8 protein-coding genes are annotated in these 20,269 nt (G+C 62.0%); 4 read left to right on the forward strand and 4 right to left on the reverse strand.

What is annotated here, in order from left to right; translation table 11 throughout:
- Nucleotides 1–112: 112 nt before the first annotated feature.
- The 3 genes from dsbD to dsbG are packed head-to-tail and all read left to right on the forward strand — an operon-like array spanning nt 113 to nt 3,446.
- Nucleotides 113–1,849 (forward strand): protein-disulfide reductase DsbD, encoded by a 1,737-nt coding sequence (gene dsbD, locus AC07XF_RS21650; protein ID WP_495028098.1) that lies wholly within the window; start codon nt 113–115, stop codon nt 1,847–1,849.
- Nucleotides 1,849–2,703: a TlpA family protein disulfide reductase gene (locus AC07XF_RS21655; RefSeq protein ID WP_495028099.1), complete on the forward strand. Its 855-nt coding sequence runs from the start codon at nt 1,849–1,851 to the stop codon at nt 2,701–2,703. The genes dsbD and AC07XF_RS21655 overlap by 1 nt, the downstream gene beginning before the upstream one ends.
- Nucleotides 2,679–3,446: a thiol:disulfide interchange protein DsbG gene (gene dsbG, locus AC07XF_RS21660; protein WP_495028100.1), complete on the forward strand. Its 768-nt coding sequence runs from the start codon at nt 2,679–2,681 to the stop codon at nt 3,444–3,446. Before AC07XF_RS21655 ends, dsbG begins: the two co-directional genes overlap by 25 nt.
- A gap of 151 nt (nt 3,447–3,597) precedes the next feature.
- Here the strand turns inward: dsbG and AC07XF_RS21665 are convergent, their stop codons facing one another.
- Nucleotides 3,598–16,596: a non-ribosomal peptide synthetase gene (locus tag AC07XF_RS21665; RefSeq protein WP_495028101.1), complete on the reverse strand. Its 12,999-nt coding sequence runs from the start codon at nt 16,594–16,596 to the stop codon at nt 3,598–3,600.
- 370 nt (nt 16,597–16,966) lie between these two features.
- On the opposite strand from AC07XF_RS21665, the gene AC07XF_RS21670 reads away from it, so the two are divergent.
- Nucleotides 16,967–17,515 (forward strand): RNA polymerase factor sigma-70, encoded by a 549-nt coding sequence (locus AC07XF_RS21670; protein WP_495028102.1) that lies wholly within the window; start codon nt 16,967–16,969, stop codon nt 17,513–17,515.
- Nucleotides 17,516–17,641: 126 nt separating this feature from the next.
- Here the strand turns inward: AC07XF_RS21670 and AC07XF_RS21675 are convergent, their stop codons facing one another.
- The 3 genes from AC07XF_RS21675 to AC07XF_RS21685 form a co-directional block, all read right to left on the reverse strand.
- The gene (locus tag AC07XF_RS21675; RefSeq protein WP_495028103.1) at nt 17,642–18,655 is read right to left on the reverse strand and encodes a GNAT family N-acetyltransferase; all 1,014 of its coding nucleotides are present in this window, start codon (nt 18,653–18,655) and stop codon (nt 17,642–17,644) included.
- A 75-nt stretch (nt 18,656–18,730) separates the two neighbouring features.
- Entirely contained in the window at nt 18,731–19,549 is an 819-nt protein-coding gene (locus tag AC07XF_RS21680; RefSeq protein ID WP_495028104.1) for a substrate-binding periplasmic protein, read from the reverse strand.
- A 93-nt stretch (nt 19,550–19,642) separates the two neighbouring features.
- Nucleotides 19,643–20,269 (reverse strand): TetR/AcrR family transcriptional regulator, encoded by a 627-nt coding sequence (locus AC07XF_RS21685; protein ID WP_495028105.1) that lies wholly within the window; start codon nt 20,267–20,269, stop codon nt 19,643–19,645.

A 20,269-nucleotide genomic window follows, 5' to 3' on the forward strand; every position in this document is an offset into this window, starting at 1 on the left:
TTAAGCCGACATTATGCCGCAAGCGCCACCGCCACAAGGCCGAGCCGGTTAATCATCGGTTAATCGCCACCCGCCACTGTGCACCTCATTAGCACAGGGCAAAGGCTTATCCATGCGTCGTCTGTTTGTACTTTTTACCCTCTTGATCGCGGGCCTGGCCCAGGCGGGAACCAATCCGTTCGACACCAAACCTGAGTTTCTCCCGGTTGATAAAGCATTCACCTTTACCTTTGAACGTCTGGAATCCGGCGAAACCCAGCTCTATTGGCAAATTACCGACGGCTATTACCTGTATCAAAAACGTTTGAAGTTCGACGGATTGCCTGTCGCGCAGCATCCCGCGTTGCCCGAGGGTGAAGCCCACAGCGACGAGTTTTTCGGTGAACAGCAAGTCTACCGCCAAGGCCTGGAACTGAAGATTCCGGCGGGTGCCAGCGGTCAGATCAAGGTCAGTTACCAGGGCTGTGCCGATGCCGGCTTGTGTTATCCGCCGCAAACCAAAGTCGTGGACCTGGGCACTACCAATGCGTTGAACACGACCACTGAAGCACCGGACCAAGCGCTGGCCAGCGGCCTGCAACAACGGGCGCTGGGCTGGAGCCTTTTGCTGTTCTTCGGCCTGGGCCTGTTGCTGGCTTTCACCCCCTGTTCATTGCCGATGCTGCCGATTCTGGCGGGGTTGATCGTCGGTAGTGGCGCCTCGCCCAAGCGTGGTTTCGCCCTGGCCAGCAGTTACGTGGTCAGCATGGCACTGGTGTATGCGGCGATGGGTGTGCTGGCTGCATCCCTCGGGGCGAACCTGCAAGCCTGGTTGCAGAACCCCTGGCTGCTGGGGAGTTTCGCGGCGATTTTCGTGCTGCTGGCACTGCCGATGTTCGGTTACTTCGAACTGCAACTGCCGGTGGCCGTGCGCGATCGCCTGGAAAACGTCTCGCGCAATCAACGCGGCGGCAGTCTGATTGGCGCAGGTGCGCTGGGTGCCCTGTCGGGTCTGCTGGTCGGCCCGTGCATGACCGCACCGCTGGCGGGCGCGCTGCTTTACATCGCGCAAAGCGGTAACGCATTGCATGGCGGATTGATTCTGTTCGCCATGGGTATCGGCATCGGTGTGCCGCTGCTGTTGCTGGTGACTGTCGGCAATCGCTTCATGCCCAAGCCTGGCGCCTGGATGAATCTGGTCAAAGGCATTTTCGGCTTCCTGTTCCTCGCCACCGCATTGTTGATGCTGCGCCCGGTGCTGGACGAATCCCTGTGGGTCGGCTTGTGCGGTGCGCTGCTGTTGATCGCGGCCTACAGCGCCTGGAAACAATCGGAAGGTTTCGGCCACGTCGCGCACCTGTTCGGCGCCAGTTCGTTGCTGCTCGGTTTATGGGGGGCAATGTTGGTGATCGGTGCGGCCGGTGGCGCCGATGATCCGTTCAAGCCATTGCAGGTCTACCGCGCCTCGAACCAGGCTGTGGCCGCCGTGCCGGTTGGCCACGACGCCTTCACCACCATCAAGGATCCGCAGGCACTGCAACGGGAACTCGACGCCGCGCAGGCTCAAGGCCAGTGGGTGCTGCTCGACTACTACGCCGACTGGTGCGTGTCGTGCAAGGTCATGGAAAAACAGGTCTTCGGCAAAACCCGTGTCCTCGAAGCCTTGAGCGATGTGCGCTTGCTCCGGCTGGACGTCACCGCCGACAATGCCGCCAGCCGCGAACTGCTCGGCCGTTACAAAGTGCCAGGGCCACCGAGCCTGCTGTGGATTGGCGCTGACGGTGAAGAGCGGCGCAGCCAGCGCATCACCGGCGAGGTCGATGCCGATACTTTCCTGCAACGCTGGACCACCACCCGAGACGCCCGTTAATGCTGACCTTTACCCTCGGCACCTTTGCCATCGCGCTCAATCACCTGCTGTTGATCAGTGCGCTGGCGCTGGCCACTTTTGTCGGTTGGCGGGTGGCCAGGCGTGGGGGAGACAACCCCGAATCGGTACTGTTCAGCCTGTTTCTAATGGGCATGCTCGCGGCCCGAATCAGTTTCGTGGCGGTCTATTGGGCGCACTATCGCAACGATCCATGGCAGGTCATCGACCTGCGCGATGGTGGTTTCCTCGCCTGGCCGGGGGTGATTGTCGTTTTGCTCGCCACACTGTATCGCGGCTGGCGTCGCCCGGGCTTGCGGCGTCCATTGGGCTTTGGCGTAGCCAGCGGCCTGGCGTTCTGGCTGTTGGCGACATTCTCCCTGTCGATTTATGAACAAGGCACACGCCTGCCGGAAATCACCCTGAAAAACGCCGCCGGAGAGGTCGTGCAACTGGCCGACTATCAGGGCGGTCCGCTGGTGATCAATCTCTGGGCCACCTGGTGCCCGCCGTGTCGCCGTGAAATGCCGGTGCTGGAAAACGCCCAGCAACACCGGCCGGACCTGACGTTCCTGTTCGTCAATCAGGCGGAAAGCATGCAAAGCGTCGCGACCTTTCTGGAAACCCAGGGCCTGAGCCTGACCAACGTGCTGTTCGACGGCGGCGGGCGTCTGAGCCAGGCCGTCGGTTCCATGGTGATGCCGACTACGCTGTTCTATAGCCCCGAAGGTCGCCTGCTGGGCAGTCATCTGGGCGAGCTGTCGGAAGCCAGCCTGGCCCGCGCGCTGGAAAACTTCGACACCGTACCCGCCACCTCTTCAAGGAAACCGCCATGCCCCGCCTCTGCCACCTGCTGACCCTGAGCCTCGGTGCTGCCCTGTTGCACCTGCCGTCGGTACAGGCCGAAGAGTTGCCCGATGCCATCAAGAAAATCGAGGCCAAGGGCGCGAAAATCGTCGGTCAGTTCGACGCTCCCGACGGCTTGCGCGGTTATGCCGCGCAATACCAGAGCCGCGGCATGGCGCTGTACCTGACTCCGGATGGCAAACACGTGTTGCTGGGTAATCTGTATGACGCCGAAGGCAATGACCTGAGCAGCGCGCCATTGCAGAAACTGGTGTATGCGCCGATGGCCAAGGAAGTCTGGGCCAAGTTCGAAACCAGTAACTGGATCGGCGACGGCAAAAAGGATGCGCCGCGCGTGGTGTACCTGTTCAGTGACCCCAACTGCCCGTACTGCAATATGTTCTGGGAACAGGCCCGACCGTGGGTCAAGGCTGGCAAGGTGCAATTGCGTCACATCATGGTGGGCATCATCCGCGAAGACAGCCCGGGGAAATCCGCCGCACTGCTCGCGGCCAAAGACCCGGAAAAAGCCCTGCAGGATCACGAAGCCGCTGGCAAGGACAGCTCGCTCAAGGCCTTGAAGGAAGTGCCGCCAGCGATTCAGGCAAAATTCGCGGCCAACATGCAATTGATGGAAGAGCTGGAGCTGCAGGCGACGCCAGCGATTTTCTACATGGACGACAAGGGCGATCTGCAACAGCAGCAAGGCGCGCCGTCGCTGGACAAGTTGGTGAAGATTCTCGGGCCGAAGTAGATCTACCTTCAGATTTGCGATGACAGTACTGATGCCTTCGCGGGCAAGCCCGCTCCCACAAGGGGTAGTGGTGAACATATGATTTGTGCACACCAGAAATCCCTGTGGGAGCGGGCTTGCCCGCGATGAGGCCGGTACAAACACTAGAGAATCACAGCCCCTCCAGCTCCGCCATCAGATCATTCAAGCGATCCACCTTCTCCTCGGTGATATCCGTCGCCGCCAACCCGTCGATGTACCTGGCCAACTCTTCCACCGTGCTGCACTCGAACATCGCCCGCAACGGCACATCCCGTTGCAGGGTTTTCTGCACCCGCGAGGCGATCTGCGTGGCCAGCAGCGAATGCCCGCCCAACTCGAAGAAGTTGTCGCGAACACCCACTCTCTCGACCTTCAACACCTCGGCCCAAATGTCTGTCAGGGTCTGCTCCAGGTCATTGCGCGGCGCCTGGTAATCCTGGCTGTGCATCTGGCCGATCTCCAGCGCCGGCAGGGCCTTGCGGTCCAGTTTGCCATTGGTGTTGAGCGGCAGCTTGTCCAGCCATAGCCAGTGCAGCGGCACCATGTATTCCGGCAGTTCGGCGCGCAGGCGCTGCTTGATGCGCTCAAGGCGCTCAGCAGGATTGAGCGCTGAATCGGCCGCCACCAGATAACCCACCAGATGCTTGCCGTTCGCGCCTTCCTGCACACCGACCGCCGCATCGCGGACTTCCGGTTGTTCGTGCAGGCGTGCTTCGATTTCACCCAGCTCAATGCGGTAACCGCGAATCTTCACCTGATGGTCGATGCGCCCGACGTACTCCAGCACGCCGTCACTGCGACGGCGGGCCAGGTCGCCGGTGCGATACAGGCGCTCACCCGGTGCGCCGAACGGGTTCGGCACAAACACCGGTGCGGTGCGCAGCGGATCGCTGACATAGCCGCGACCGACCCCGGTACCCGCCACGCACAGTTCACCCACTGCACCCAACGGCACCAGATCCAGTGCGCCATCGAGCAGATACAACCGGTTGTTGTCGGTCGGCGTACCAATCGGCAGGTAACTGCCACGAGTCGAGGCCAGGTCAACGCGGAAGAACGCCACGTCGTCCGAGCACTCCGCCGGGCCATAGGCATTGACCAGGCCGATCTGTGGATAGCGCAACAGCCATTGATGCGCCAGCTCCGGCGGCATCGCCTCACCCGTTGGCAACATCCAGCGCAGGCCGTCGAGGCTCATGCGTTCCTGGGCGAGCATGCCCTGGATCAGCGACGGCACGCTTTCCAGCACGGTGATGCCCTGGCTCTGCACATGGGCCAGTAAGCCCAGGGGATCGTGGGCGATGGTGTTCGGCACGATGTCCACCCGCGCGCCGAACAACGGCGCGGCGAGGAACTGCCAGACCGAAATATCGAAGCTTTGCGAAGCGGTTTGCGCGATCACGTCGGCATCGCTCAGGTTCAGGTACGGCACTTTGCTCAATTGGTTGTTGAGCATGCCGCGCTGTTCGACCATCACGCCTTTCGGCAACCCCGTGGAACCGGAGGTGTAGATCACGTAGGCGAGGTTGTCCGCAGCGCTGTAGATGCCAGGATTGTCCGCTGACAGCGCAAGGGCTTGAACTTCCTCCCAGACCAACAGCCGTGGCCGGCTGGAGCAGCCGAACTCGTCGAGCAAGGCCTGCGCCTGTTCACGGCACGCTTGAGTGCACACCAGCAATGGCGTGCGGCTCAGTTCGATGATCCGGCTCAGACGCTGACTCGGCAAACCCGGGTCCAGTGGCAGGTAACCTGCACCCGCCTTGAAGCTGCCGATGATCATTCCCAGCAAATCGAGGCTGCGTTCGGCCAGCAACGCTACCGGTTGATCGCGCCCGACACCGGAAGCGATCAACGCATGACCGAGTTGGTTACTGCGCTGGTTCAGCTCAAGGTAACTGTACTGCCGGTCAAGACAACGGGCGGCGATCCGCTGTGGGTGCCTGGCGACCTGCGCTTCAAACAATGCAACGTAGCTCTGCTCCAGCGGATACGGGTGTTCGCTCTGGTTGCAGCCATGGATCAGGAACTCCCGCTCCTCGGTCCCCAGCAACGGCAGGTCGGCCATGTCGCCATGGAATCCCGCTACCAGCGCCAGCAACAGACGCTTGAACTCGCCGAGCATGCGCTCGACCGTGACTTCATCGAAATAGCGCTGGTCGTAGGACAGGTGCAAGCCCAGGTCATCACCCGGATAGCACACGGCCGTCAGAGGGAAGTTGGTATGCGTGCGGCCCGAATCCGACGTCGCGTTGAGGCTCTGCGCACGGTCCAGCACCGAGACTTCCACCGGGGCGTTTTCGAACACGAACAGGCTGTCGAACAGCGGCTGGCCTTTGGGCAGTTCACTCTGTTCCTGGATGTTCACCAGCGGCAGGTATTCGTATTCACGCAGTTGCATGTTGTGGTCGAGCAGACCGCTGAGCCATTGGCGCACGCTGCAACACTGGCCATCCTCGGGCATTTTCACCCGCAGCGCGATGCTGTTGATGAACAGGCCGACGGTGCGCTGCATCTGCGGCATGTCCACCGGACGCCCGGCCACGGTAACGCCGAACAACACGTCGCGATCACCGCTCAAACGCCGCAGCACCAGGGCCCATGCCGCCTGGGCGAAGGTGTTGATCGTCAGCTGATGCGCCTGGGCCAGTTCTCGCAGTTGCGTACCGTCACGGGCATCGAGCCTTGTGTAGCAGTCGCCGACGATCATGCCGCCGCTGTCGCCGGCGTGTTCGCGCAGCAATGGCCGGTCGCTCGGGATCGGCGTGGTCCGTTCGAAACCTTGCAGGTTGGTTTTCCACCACTGCCGAGCTTCGGCGAGGCTCTGATGCTGCAGCCAGCCGATGTAGTCGCGATAACGTGACACAAGCCCAAGCTGCGCTTCCCGGCCTTCGCCGAGGGCGCTGTAGATCTCGAAGAAATCGTTCATCAGCAGCGAACGGCACCAGGCATCGATGAGAATGTGGTGGTTGCTCATCATGAACCAGTAGCGCGCCGCGCCGACGCGGATCAGGCGCAGGTGGAACGGTGCCTGGTTGAGCAGATCGAACCCGGCCTCGCGCTCGGTCTTGAGCAAGGTTTGCAGCTTCGGCTCTTGCTCGGCTTCGGCGATAGCGCTCCAGTCCAGATACTCGATCGGCGTGCTGCCCGGTTTGTGGATCACTTGCAGCATGGCTTCACCGACGTTCCAGCAGAACGATGCGCGCAACGCTTCATGGCGGGCAATCACCGCTTGCCAGGCCTGGGCGAAACGCTGCGGGTCGAGTTCGCTGTTGATGCGGTAGCGGTCCTGCATGTAATACAGGCCGGTGCCCGGCTCCAGCAAGGTATGCAGCAGCATGCCTTCCTGCATTGGGGTCAACGGGTAGACGTCTTCGATGACGGCGGCCGGGACCGGCAGCGCATCCAGTTGCGTCTGACTGAGCTGCGCCAGCGGGAAGTCCGACGGCGTCAGGCCACCCGCGTCGTCGCGCAGGCAATGCTCGATCAGGCTGCTCAACTCACCGAGGTAGGCATCGGCCAACTCGTCGATGGTTTGCACATCGAAGCGTTCGGCGCTGAAAGTCCAGCGCAGCACCAGTTCACCGCCATACACCTGACTGTCGACGCTCAGCTCGTTGGGCAATGGTGCATTGGCATCGTGGGCCGCGCCGATGGCTTCATCCAGTGGATGAAACAGCGCATCCGCCCCGAAGCTCTGGTCGAACTGCCCGAGGTAGTTGAAGGTAATCGGTGCCACCGGCAACGCCGCCATACTGTGGCGACTCTGGTCATCGACGAGGTAACGCAGCACGCCATAACCCAGGCCTTTGTGCGGCACGGCACGCAATTGCTCTTTGATCGCCTTGATTGAGGCGCTTTGCCCGGCGGCTTCTTCGATGTTTGACGGGGTCAGGCGCAGCGGATAGGCGCTGGTAAACCAGCCGACGGTGCGGGTCAGGTCGATGTCGTCGAACAGCGTTTCACGGCCGTGGCCTTCCAGTTGAATCAGCGCCGATGGCTGACCGCTCCAGCGGCACAGCACGCGGGCCAACGCGGTCAGCAACAGGTCGTTGACCTGGGTGCGATAGGCGCTCGGTGCCTGTTGCAGCAGTTGCCGGGTGCGCTCGCTGTCGAGGCGCACGCTGACGGTTTGCGCATGCCGGTTCTGTCGTCCGCCCTCGGGACGATCACACGGCAATTCGGCGCTCGACCCGGTCAGTTGCGCGTGCCACCAGCCCAATTCTTCACGCAGGGATTCGCTGCCGGCGTAAGCCTGCAAGCGTGCGGCCCAATCCTTGAAGGCGCTGGTTTTCGCCGGCAGCTTCACCGACTGCTGCGCGTCCAGTTGGCGATACACGGTTTGCAGGTCATCCAGCAGCACCCGCCACGACACGCCGTCTACCACCAAGTGGTGGATGGCGATGAACAGGCGTTGCTGGCCCTCGGGCCCATCGACCAGCAACACGCGCAGCAAAGCCCCCCCTTCCAGGTCGAGGCTGCGCTGGGCATCGGCGAACAAGGCCGCGCATTTGTCCATGGACGAAACGCGTACCTGCCACAGTACCGGCGCATCGGAAATCGACTGGTGTGTGGCCTGCCATTGACCGGCAACGTTGCTGAAACGCAGACGCAAAGCATCGTGCTGTTCGATCACCGCCAACAACGCTTGCTCCAGGCGATGGGGTTCCAGCGTCATGGCCGGTTGCATCAACAACGCCTGGTTCCAGTGTTGGCGTTGCGGGATATCGGTGTCGAAGAACCAGTGCTGGATCGGCGTCAGGCGCGACTCGCCGATGATCAAGCCTTGCTCGGCGCTGACCTGCTCGCTACGGGTGGCCACGGTGGCGAGGGTCTGCACGGTCTGGTGCTGGAACAGATCGCGCGGGCTGAAGTGAATGCCCTGCTGCCGTGCCCGGCTGACCACCTGGATCGACAGAATCGAGTCACCACCCAGTTCGAAGAAGTTGTCGTTGAGGCCAACCTGATCGACGTTGAGCACTTCGCACCAGATCTGCGCGAGCATGACTTCGAGCTCGTTGCTCGGCGCCACGTAGTGTTGGCGATTGAGCTCCGGGTCCGGCGCCGGCAGTGCGCGGCGGTCGAGTTTGCCGTTGGCGGTCAGCGGCATGCTGACCAGCAGGATCAGGTGCGTGGGCACCATGTAATCCGGCAGTTGCGCTTTCAAACAGGCCTTGAGCGATTCACGCAAAGCGGTTTGCTGCGCTTCGTCTTGTCCAGCGATATCCGTTACCAGATAGCCGACCAGTAGCTTGCCGCTCGGTGCATCGAGTGCCAGCACCACGGCTTCGCGAATCAACGCATGCTCCAGCAGACGGGTTTCGATCTCGCCCAATTCGATACGGAAACCACGGATCTTCACCTGGTGGTCGATCCGCCCGAGGTATTCCACCAGGCCGTCGGCCCGCTGACGCACCAGGTCGCCGGTGCGGTAGATACGCCCACCGCTGGCGGCAAACGGATCGGCCACGAACCGCTCCGCAGTCATCCCCGGACGCTGGTGATACCCCTGGGCCAGACCCGCGCCGCCGACGTACAACTCACCCGTCGCGCCTTGCGGCACCAACGCCAGATCGGCGTCGAGAATGTAGGCCACGCGGTCACCGATCACGCTGCCGATCGGCACGCTGCCGGCACCCTCTTCCAGCACTTCAGGGGCGAGGCTGGCCAGCGGCATGACCACGGTTTCGGTCGGGCCGTAGGCGTTGAAGAACTGGCTCGGCTGGAACGCTGCGCGAAGCCGCGCCAGGTGTTCACCGGTCAGCGCTTCGCCACCGGTGATAACCGTACGGACCGGCAGGGTTTCATTTTGCGTTGCCAGCCATTGCGCCAACTGGCTGCCGTAGCTCGGCGTGAAACCGAGGACGTTGATGTGATGACGAAGGATCAGGCCACAGATTTCTTCGGCGTCCCACTGCCCTTGAGCCCGCAGCACCACTTGCGCACCGCTGAGCAGCGGCACCAGCAAACGTTCGGTGGCGGCGTCGAAGTTGATCGAATAGAAGTGCAGCTCGCAGTCGTCGGGGCGCATGCTGAAACGCTCGATCACGGCGCGGCAATGCATGGCGATTTCGCCGTGAGACACCACCACACCTTTCGGTTTGCCGGTCGAGCCCGAGGTGTAAATCAGGTAGGCCTGATGCTGCGGCAGGCTGATCAATGGCAACTCGGTGGCCGGATAGTTGACCAGTGCAGCGGCATCCTCTTCCAGACACCAGCGGCCGACGGTCGCCGGCAACTCGCCCAGGGCTTTGAACATCGCCGCATCGCTGAGCAGCAGACCGATGCCGCTGTCTTCGATCATGTAGTGCAAGCGGTCCAGCGGGTATTCCGGATCCAGCGGCACATAAGCGCCGCCGGCCTTGAGGATCGCCAGCAGGCCGACAACCATTTCCAGCGAACGCTCAAGCGCCAGGCCCACGCGCACCTGCGGACCGACACCGCGTTCACGCAGCATCCACGCGAGGCGATTGGCGCGGCGGTCGAGTTCGGTGTAGCTCAAGGTCTGCCCGGCGAAGGTCAGGGCCGGAGCGTCTTTGCGCAGCAGGGCTTGTTCGGCGAACAGGTGATGGATGCACTGATCCAGCCGATGTTCGCCCGGCTCGACGCCGAGGCTGTCGAGCAGCAGTTGTTGTTCGCCGCACGTCAGCAGCGGCAGCTCGCTCAAGCGCTGTTGCGGATCGGCAATCAGCGCCTCCAGCAGATTGCGCCAATGCCCGGCCATGCGGGCGATGCGCGGTTCGTCGAACAGGTCGGTGCTGTAGGTCAGGCAGCAACCCAGGCGATGGTCGAGGTCAGTGACTTCCAGGTTGAGGTCGAACTTGGTCGCGCGGGCATCGTTGGCCAGGTACTCGACCGTCATGCCGGCCAGTGTTCGGCTTTGCTGGAACTCCCAGCGCTGCACGTTACACATCACCTGGAACAACGGGTTGTAGGCCGCGCTGCGGGGTGGTTGCAAGGCCTCCACCAGATGATCGAATGGCAGGTCCTGATGGGACTGGCCTTCGATCACCGTGTGCCGGACCTGCTCGAACAGCTCGCCCACGGACATCTGCCCGTCGAGCTGGCAGCGCAGCACTTGAGTATTGAGGAACGCGCCGATCAGCCCTTCACTTTCCGGGCGAATGCGGTTGGCCACCGGTGCGCCGATGCGCAAATCGTTCTGGCCGCTGTAGCGGTACAGCAGCGTAGCCAGGGCGGCGGTCATGGTCATGAACAGGGTCAGGCCGTGTTGCGCGTTGAAGGCGCGGACCCGTGCCGCGAGGTCGTCGCTCAGGTCGAACCGGTACAACTCACCCTGATGGCTTTGCACCGGCGGACGCGGACGGTCAGCCGGCAACTCCAGCAACGGATGTTCACGGCCCAGTTGCGTGGTCCAGTAATCGAGTTGGCGCTGACGCTCGCCGGACTCCAGCCACTGGCGCTGCCACACGCTGTAATCCAGGTACTGCACCGGCAACGGCGCGAGCGGCGATTCACGGTCGTCGACAAACGCTTCGTATAGCGCGCTGAGTTCCCGGGCGAAGATGTCCATGGCCCAGCCTTCGGTGACGATGTGGTGCAAGGTCAGCACCAGGTAGTGTTCCTGCTCGGCGGTCTTGGCCAGGCACGCGCGCAGCAGCGGACCGGTTTCCAGATCAAACGGCTTGTGCGCGTCATCGTCGGCCAGTTGCTGGACCTGCCACTCGCGGCCTTCGGCATCCAGCGCGGTGAAATCCTTCCACGCCATGCGCACGCCGGTCTCCATGTGCACCTGTTGGCGAGCGACGCCGTCAACGCTCGGGAACGTAGTGCGCAGGGTTTCGTGACGCAGGATCAGGGCTTGCAGAGCGGCCTCGAAGCGCGCCACGTCTAGCACACCGCGCAGCCGCGCCATGCCGCCAACGTTGTACGCCGGGCTGTCCGGCTCCAGCTGCCAGAGGAACCACATGCGCTGCTGGGAATAGGACAGCGGCACCGCCTGGCGGCGGTCGACCTGTTCAATTGGCAACTGTTTATTGGTGCGGCCACTGGCCTGGATCAAGCGAACCTGTTCGACAAATGCACCCAGCTCACTGTGTTCGAACAATACCCGCAACGCTAGCTCGACGTCGCAAGCCTGGCGGGTGCGGGAGATGATTTGCGTGGCCAGCAATGAGTGACCACCGAGTGCAAAGAAATCATCGTGCAGGCCGACTTGTGTCAAACCCAGCACTTCGCGCCAGATACCGGCGATTTGTTGTTCCAGTTCAGTCACGGGCTCAACGTGTTCGCGAACCTGCCACTGTGGTTCCGGCAAGGCGCGGCGGTCGAGTTTGCCGCTCGGGCTGAGGGGCATCTCTTCCAGGCGCATCAGTTGCGCCGGCACCATGTAATCCGGCAGTTCGGCGGCCAATGCACTTTTCAGGCGCGCGGTTTGACCGGCTTCGTCCTCTGCCTTGTCCGCAGCGGTGTAGTAACCGATCAGCTGCGCCCCGGCCACGGTTTGGCGCACCAGCACCACGGCTTGCGCAACCTCCTCCCGGGCCAGCAGACGCGCTTCGATTTCTTCCGGCTCGACCCGGAACCCGCGCAGTTTGACCTGCTGATCGAGACGGCCGAGGTATTCGATCACGCCGTCCGCCGTCCAGCGCGCCCGGTCGCCGGTGCGGTACAGACGCGCACCCGGCTCGCCCAATGGATCGACCACGAATCGTTCGGCGGTCAATGCCGGGCGACCGAGGTAACCACGGGCTAATCCAACGCCGCTGATGCACAGCTCACCCGGCACGCCGGCTGGAACGGGATTGAGATCGTCATCGAGTACGCGGCAGATCACATTACCCAGCGGCCGGCCGATCGGCGAGCGTTCGCCGTCGGCGCTGGAGCACTGCCAATGCGTGACGTTGATCGCGGTTTCAGTCGGTCCGTAGCGGTTGTGCAGTTGCACCGCCGGCAACTGCGCCAGCACGCGGTTGCGCAGCTCCGCGGGCAAGGCTTCGCCCCCGGAGAACAGCCGGCGCAGGCTGGTGCATTCAGCGCTCAGCGGTTCGTCGATGAACAACGAAAGCAGCGGTGGCACGAAGTGCAACGTGGTCACGCCGTGTTCTTGCACAAGCTGCGCAATACGATGCGGATCGCGGTGTTCGCCGGGGCCGGCAATCAACAGGCGTGCACCTGCGATCAGTGGCCAGAAGCACTCCCACACCGACACGTCGAAACTGATCGGCGCCTTTTGCATCAGCACGTCGCTTTCGTTCAGGCGATACGTGTCCTGCATCCATTGCAGGCGCTCGGCCAGCGCCGCGTGGGTGTTGCCGACGCCTTTGGGCTGGCCGGTGGAACCGGAGGTGTAAATCACATAGGCGAGGTTGTCGCCCTGCAGATGCAGCCCCGGCGCATGGCTTGGCCAGCGGTCCAGATGCAAGGTGTCCATGGCGATCACACTGACGCCCTCGCTGGCCGGCAAGCGCTCGAGCAATCGGGTTTGCGTCAGCAGCAATTCAACGCCGCTGTCGCTGAGCATGTAGGCCAGGCGCTCGGCCGGGTAATCCGGATCCAGCGGTACATAAGCACCGCCAGCCTTGATGATCGCCAGCAGGCCAATTAACAGTTGCGGCGAACGCTCGCAGGCGATCGCCACGCAGACATCCGGGCCAACGCCTTTGTCGCGCAGGTAATGGGCCAAACGGTTGGCCTGGCTGTGCAGTTCGGCGAAGTCCAGGCTGCCGCCGTCCCACAGCAACGCGGTGCGTTCCGGGGCCAGGCGTGCTTGTTCGTTGAGCTGTTCCGGCAGCCATTGTTGTGCTGGAGCGCACGGGGCAACACTCCAGTCTTTTTGCTGATTGTGCTCGTTGACGGTGAGCAGTTGCAGATCGCCGATGGCTTGTTGCGGACGCTCGCAGACTTCGCGCAAGAGGTTCGTGAAGTGCTCGGCGAGACGCTCGATGGTCGCGGCGTCGAACAGTTCGCTGGCATAGTCGAAGGACAGCGTCAGACGACCGTTTCGGTCTTCTTCGCTGTGCAATTGCAGGTCGAACTTGGCTTCGCGACTGTGCCACGGCAGCTCTTCGGCGAGCAGGCCCGGCAGACGCTTGAGCGCACTCAGGTCACGTTGCTGATGGTTGAACATGACCTGGAACAGACCTTGTTCGCGCGCCTGGGGAAAGGCTTCGAGCAGTTGTTCGAACGGCAGGTCCTGATTCGCCTGCGCGCCGAGTGCAGCCTGGCGGGTCTGGGCCAGCAGTTCGACAAATGGCAGGCGCGAATCGACTTCAGCGCACAGCACCTGGGTATTGATGAAGAAGCCGATCAGACCTTGGGTTTCCAGGCGCGGACGGTTGGCATTGGGCACGCCGATGCGGATATCCCGTTGACCGCTGTAGCGGTGCAACAGGCTCTGGAACGCCGCGAGCAGCAGCATGAACGGTGTGGATTCATGGGCCTGGGCGGTCTGGCGAATGGCTTCGCTGAGGCGCGCGTCCAGACGCACCGTGTGGCGCGCAGCGCTGCGCAATTGTTGCGCCGAACGCGGATGATCGGTGGCCAGGCTCATCGTTGGATGCGCCTCGCCCAACTGTGCTTTCCAGTACGCCAGTTGCCGCTCGCTCTCCCCTTGCGCCAGCCATTGGCGCTGCCAGCTGGCGTAATCGGCGTACTGCGTCGGCAACGGCGCCAGCACTGCTTGTTGCCCCTGGGAGGCGCTCGCATACAGGCGCGAGAACTCGTCGATCAGCACATTCAGCGACCAGCCGTCCGCAATGATGTGGTGCAGGGTCACCAACAACTGGTGGTCCTCATCGTCGAGGCGCACCAGCGTCACCCGCAGCAGCGGACCTTTCTCCAGATCGAACCGGGTACGCGCTTCATCCTCGCGGATCTGCTGCGCGTGGGCTTCACGTTCGGCCACCGGCAAATCGCTGATGTCGATCATTTGCAGGTTGAACTGACCGACCGGATCAACCTGTTGCAACGCCACGCCATCACGCTCGAAGAATCGCATGCGCAGGGATTCGTGGCGCTCAATCAACTGCTGGAAGCAGGCGCACAAGGCGTGCTCATCCAGTTCGCCACGCAGGCGCAAGGCACCCGGAATGTTGTAGGCGCTGCTTTGGGGATCGAGTTGCCAGGTGATCCACAGACGGTTTTGCGCGAGGGACTGTGGTAGCGCTGCAGCGCGTGACAACGGCGTGATCGCACCCTGGGCCAGGCCACCATCCTGTTGCTGGCGGGCCACCCCATCGACGAATGCGCCAAGGGTCGGTGCTTCGAACAGCAGGCGCAGGTTCAACTCCAGACCCAGTTCTTCCCGCAGGCGCGCCACCACTTGTGTCGCCGTTATGGAGTTGCCGCCGAGCAGGAAAAAATGATCGTCGGCGTCCACCCGCCCGACCTGCAACTGCTCACACCAGATGCGGCCGATCAAGCTTTGCAGCTCGGAGCCCGACTCGATCCGGCCTGCGCTTTCGGTGTTGGTCGACGGGAACACCGCGTAGCAATCGAGACTGCCGTCCGCCAGGCGATTGCGGCACGCAGAACGTTGCAATTTGCCGCTGGACGTCTTGGGCAGCGCTCCCGGATTGAGCAGCACCACCACGCTCGGTGCTTCCTGATACACCTCGGCGACAGCCTGGCGAATGGCTTTGATCAAGGATTCCGGTGGCAGGATTTTCTGCACGCTGCGGCTGATTTCGGCGGCGATGCCGATGCCTTCCTGACCATCAACCGTGACGGCGAAGGCGGCAACCCGGCCCTTGCGCACCACTTCCACTTCGCGCTCGACGGTCTGCTCGATGTCTTGCGGGTACAGGTTGTGCCCACGCACGATCAGCAGGTCTTTCAAGCGCCCGGTGATAAACAGTTCACCGTTGCGCATGAAGCCCAGGTCACCGGTTCGCAGCCAGGTCTGGCCGGCGTGCCGGACGAAGGTCTTGGCGGACGCCTCGGGGTTGCGCCAGTAACCAAGTGCGATGCTCGGCCCGCTGGCCCAGACTTCACCGACGGTGTTGTCGACCTGTTCGGTGAGCGAGACCGGGTCGACGATCAGTACGGCGTGACCCGGTTGGCTGATGCCACAACTCATGATCGGGCTGCCATCGCCCGCTTCGACACGGTTCTGTGCCAGGGCCTGATCGTCCACCCGCAGGTTGCCGATGCCTTGGCCGCGCACTGTGCCGGCCACAAACAAGGTGGCTTCGGCCAGTCCGTAGGAGGCCATGAAACAGTCCGCGGTGAAGCCGCAGGTTGCGAACTTCCCGGCGAAGCGCTCCAGGGTGTCGAGGCGAATCGGTTCGGAACCGGAATACGCCACGCGCCAGCCGCTCAGGTCGAGCCGTTCCAGGGCCGACTCGCTGACCCGCTCGCTGCACAAGCGATAGGCAAAGTCCGGCCCGCCGCTGATGGTGCCGCCGTATTCGCTGATCGCCTCCAGCCAGCGCAACGGCCGGCCAAGGAAGTACGCCGGGGACATCAATACGCAAGGCACGCCGCTGAAAATCGGCTGCAACAGGCCGCCGATCAGGCCCATGTCGTGGTACAGCGGCAGCCAGCTGACGATGACGTCGTCGGGATTCAGATCAATGCCGAAACCGTGGCGAATCAGCAATTCGTTGGCCACCAGATTGCCGTGGCTGACTTGCACGCCTTTGGGCAGCGCGGTGGAGCCGGAGGTGTATTGCAGAAAGGCGATGTGATCGTCCTGCAAATCCGCCGCGACCCAGCGCTCGGCCAGTGCACCGTCGAGAGTATCGACACACAGCAACGGCGGCGCCCCGTCGATTTGCTGCAATGCCTCACGCAGCCCGGCGCTGGTCAGCAGCAAGCGCGGTTCGGCATCGTCGATGATCGACAACAGGCGTTCCTGGTGATGACGCCGCGTCGACTCCGGCGGATAGGCCGGCACCGCAATCACCCCGGCATACAGGCAACCAAAGAACGCCGCGACGTAATCCGGGCCGCTGGGGAACAGCAACACGGCGCGGTCGCCAACCTCCGCTTGAGCCTGCAACGCGCCGGCAATCGTCCGCGCCCGCTGATCCAGTTCGCGATAGCTGAGCACCACCACTTGTTCCGGGGTTTCGGCGAGAAAACGCAGGGCCACCCGATCCGGTGTCAGGGCCGCGCGGCGCTGAAGGGCTTGGACCATTGTGCTGGGGAGTTCGAACGCGTCGGTCATGAGGTTTCCTGCCTGAATTCGGCTGTAGGAGCGAGCTTGCTCGCGAAAAAAAGGAGAACGCCGCGGAGTGTCAGACGCCCATCGCCATCGTTGACGACCATCGCGAGCGAGCTCGCTCCTACAGGGTTATGAGGATTGCGCTGTGCCATTCACCACTGAGAACGGATGACGTCTTGAAGTAATTAGTCGCCAGGCGGGCTGAAGGAGGAGTCAGCGTGTCGCAGTTCTCACTCTGCAGCGCCGCAGCGCACTAGTTCTTTTTCTCATTTGACAATCATTATCATTAAGCCTAATTTGTCGCTCGATGTGTAGGACGGCCCCCCCGGTTTTTTCGCCGTCCCACCAACCTTTTGGCAGCAGGGTGATTTCCATGATGGAACCAGTATCCACAAGCAGGTGCGATACACCGCTACTTCAGGCATTCGTCGACAATCGACTGATTCTGGTGAAGATTGCAGCCCGAATTACCGGTTGCCGCTCACGTGCCGAAGATGTTGTGCAGGACGCATTCTTCCGGTTGCAATCGGCCCCGCCCATCACCAGTTCGATCAAGGCCCAGCTCAGCTACCTGTTCCAGATCGTGCGCAACCTGGCCATCGACCACTACCGCAAGCAGGCGCTGGAACAGAAGTATTCCGGCCCTGAAGAGGAAGGTCTGAATGTGGTGATCCAGGGTGCGTCACCGGAAACTTCGCACATCAACTTCTCGACGCTGGAACACATTGCCGATGCGTTGACGGAGTTGCCGAGCCGCACCCGCTACGCCTTCGAGATGTATCGCCTGCACGGCGTACCGCAAAAAGACATCGCCAGGGAACTCGGCGTCTCGCCGACCCTGGTGAACTTCATGATTCGTGATGCGCTGGTGCACTGCCGCAAGGTGTCGGGCAAGCGTGGCGATACGACTTCCCGCCAATAAGATCTGAAATCTGCGTCGCTCCCTTCGCGAGCAAGCCCGCTCCCACAGGTTCAGCACAATCCTTGTGGGAGCGGGCTTGCTCGCGAAGGCTGACTCAAGACCGCAACGAATCTTGAGCCTCAAGTATCAAGCCAGTCTGCACCGATCAAAGAACCGCTCCCGCCCCAACACCATCAAGGCCGCCCGCTTGTGCGGGAAGTCGAACTCTTTCTCGCAGTGAAAGCACTGGTTCTGCATGTACCCGATCATCTTCGCGTTATCGGCACGAGGCTCGGCAACCACGCACTGCGTACGCGGATCATCGAGAAACAGGTAATGCACCAGCGCCGATAACCAGCTCGCCACCTTGTGCGGACCGCGATGATGTTCCTCACCCACCAGCATGTGGATGCCGCGGTCGTAATCGTTGGCCCCGTAGAACGGCGCGATGCGATCTTCCTTGGCCCAGTAGGCTTCAAAGTAAGCGAACGGCTGATCGTCGAAACAACCGATCAGCGTCAGCGTGTGCGGGTCGGCCTCGAGTTTGTTCAGGTATTGGCGATGCTGTTCGAGGCTGCCCTCCTCCTGCCAGAAACTCGCGACGCGCGGGCTGTTCTGCCAACGGTTGAAGCGTGCCAGGTCTTGCTCGATTTCCAGCGCGCGCAGGGAAACCCAGGCGCCCAGCCGCGCATCGAAGCGTCGATATACTTCACCCCGGGGTTTGACCGGCCGCCGTGGATGACGCTTGTCGCCGCTCATGAGCATTTGCTGCGGATAGTTGCCGGTCAGTGAATGCCCGAGCCACGGCTGCGGCAATTGCCAGAACAACGTTCGCTCGCAGTGATACTGGCCGCTTATGGAGGTCGGAATCAGCAAGCCGCTGAACAGCGCTTCGTTCGGCACGTCTTGCAGTTGCCAGACCAGGCGCTGACAGTCGGGGTCGCGGGCGAACAGCCAGTAACAGGCCGCCCACAACGCCTGCCCTTCAGGGCGACCGAAATGCTCTTCCAGTTGCACGTGCAATTCGGGGCCACGCATCAGCCGCAGGGTGAGCAACGGCTGCCCCTCCAGGCTGAGGCTCAGGCGGCTTTGCGTTTCATCAGCGGCAAGACGACTGCCTGTCGGCAGACACAGGGCAGTCAGGTCATTCAGATTGGGCATGGATCAGGCTCACGATAATCGTCGACAGTTCAACGAGGTGACGTGAGCCAGGGCGGGAAATTTAGGAAAAGACCATCACTTGGCGACCTGTGCAGCCGGTTCGTTGTGCGGGATCGGCACAATCGCAATCTTGTACGGATCGAAAATCCTCAGCATCTGGCCGTTGTCCCGCAAGCCTTGCAACAACTTGCCGAAGGCCTCGCCGCTGATGGGCGCGGTCGGACGCAGAATTGCGTAGTGGTGATAGACCTGATCGATGCGATCGGACGCCAACAACTCCTTGGCGACATTCGGATTGCGCAAAAAATAGTCGTTCAGGTAAGAGCGCGTGACCAGGGCGATATCGGCGCGACCGCGTAACACCATCAGCAGATTGCTGTCATGGGAATAGGTCAGCGTGGCGTTGTAGTTTTTCGCGAGGTACTCGGGCTCGGCATTGAAGTTGGCGAATTCGTAGTGATAGCCGCTGAACAGTGCCAGACGCTTGTCGTTCAGGTCGGCAAAATAGCTTTGCTGTCGATCGGGCAGGCGTTGCGCAACAAAAATCTCGGCGTCCTCCAGCCCCATGTCGACGGCCGTGTGGGGGATCTCCTCCCAACCCCAGGCGGGATTTTCGAAGATGGCCATGTCGACCCGACCCTGCTTGAAGTCACCGAAGCGCCGGGGAATGGAAGTGGGTACCAGGACAAACTGGTAGTCACTTTGCGATGCGTTCAGGGCCTCGACCAGTTGCGGCAACAACCCGGTATCGGCCCCGGATTCCGGGCGCACGGTGTAGGGTGGAAAGTGCGCGGCACCAATGCGCACCAGTTGCGCAGCCTGGGACGGTATCACCGTTGACGCCGCAAGCATCGCCAGCAAAAGCTGCGAGGCTGTCCGAATTGGCAAACCCATCAAAACGACCCCACTCCCCAATAAAACGGCATCAATGCATTCAAGCTAGGCGGTTTCGTCCAGTTAGCCAGTTTAATGCTGGCCAATACAACTTTATTGCCGCTCTTCCAGCACCAGAATCAACGCCTCTTCGGCCAACTGATCGAGGCTCATGCTACCGCCGGCGCGAAACCACGTCGTGGTCCAGGACAATGCGCCGGTCAGGAACCGTCGGGTAATGAACACATCACCACGGATAAACCCGGCGGTCTTGGCTTCGCCCAGTACCTGCAGCCAGATGTCTTCGTAGATGTCCCGCAGCGCCAGGACCTTGGCCTGGCCATCTTCGGACAGCGAGCGCCATTCGTAGACCAGCACGGCCATGGCCTCACCGCTGCCACCCATGATCGACTGCAATTCACACCGGATCAGCGCCAGCACCCGCTCGCGCACATTGCCGGCCTCGGCGATGGCCGCACGCATCATCGCGGTGTTGTAGCGTATGGTTTCTTCCATCACGGCGCGCAAGATTTCGTCCTTGCTTTTGAAGTGATGGAAAATACTGCCGGACTGAATGCCCACGGCGCCGGCCAGATCGCGCACGGTCGTGCGTTCATAGCCTTTATTGCGGAACAGGTGGGCCGCCACTTGCAGCAGCTTGCCACGGGCGCTGTCCGGGTCGGTCAATTGGCCGTTGTCCACCAATTCACGCATAACCCTCAGGGCTTTTTGCTCGTCCAC

It is taken from the genome of Pseudomonas sp. GW821-FHT01C01, assembly GCF_059422645.1.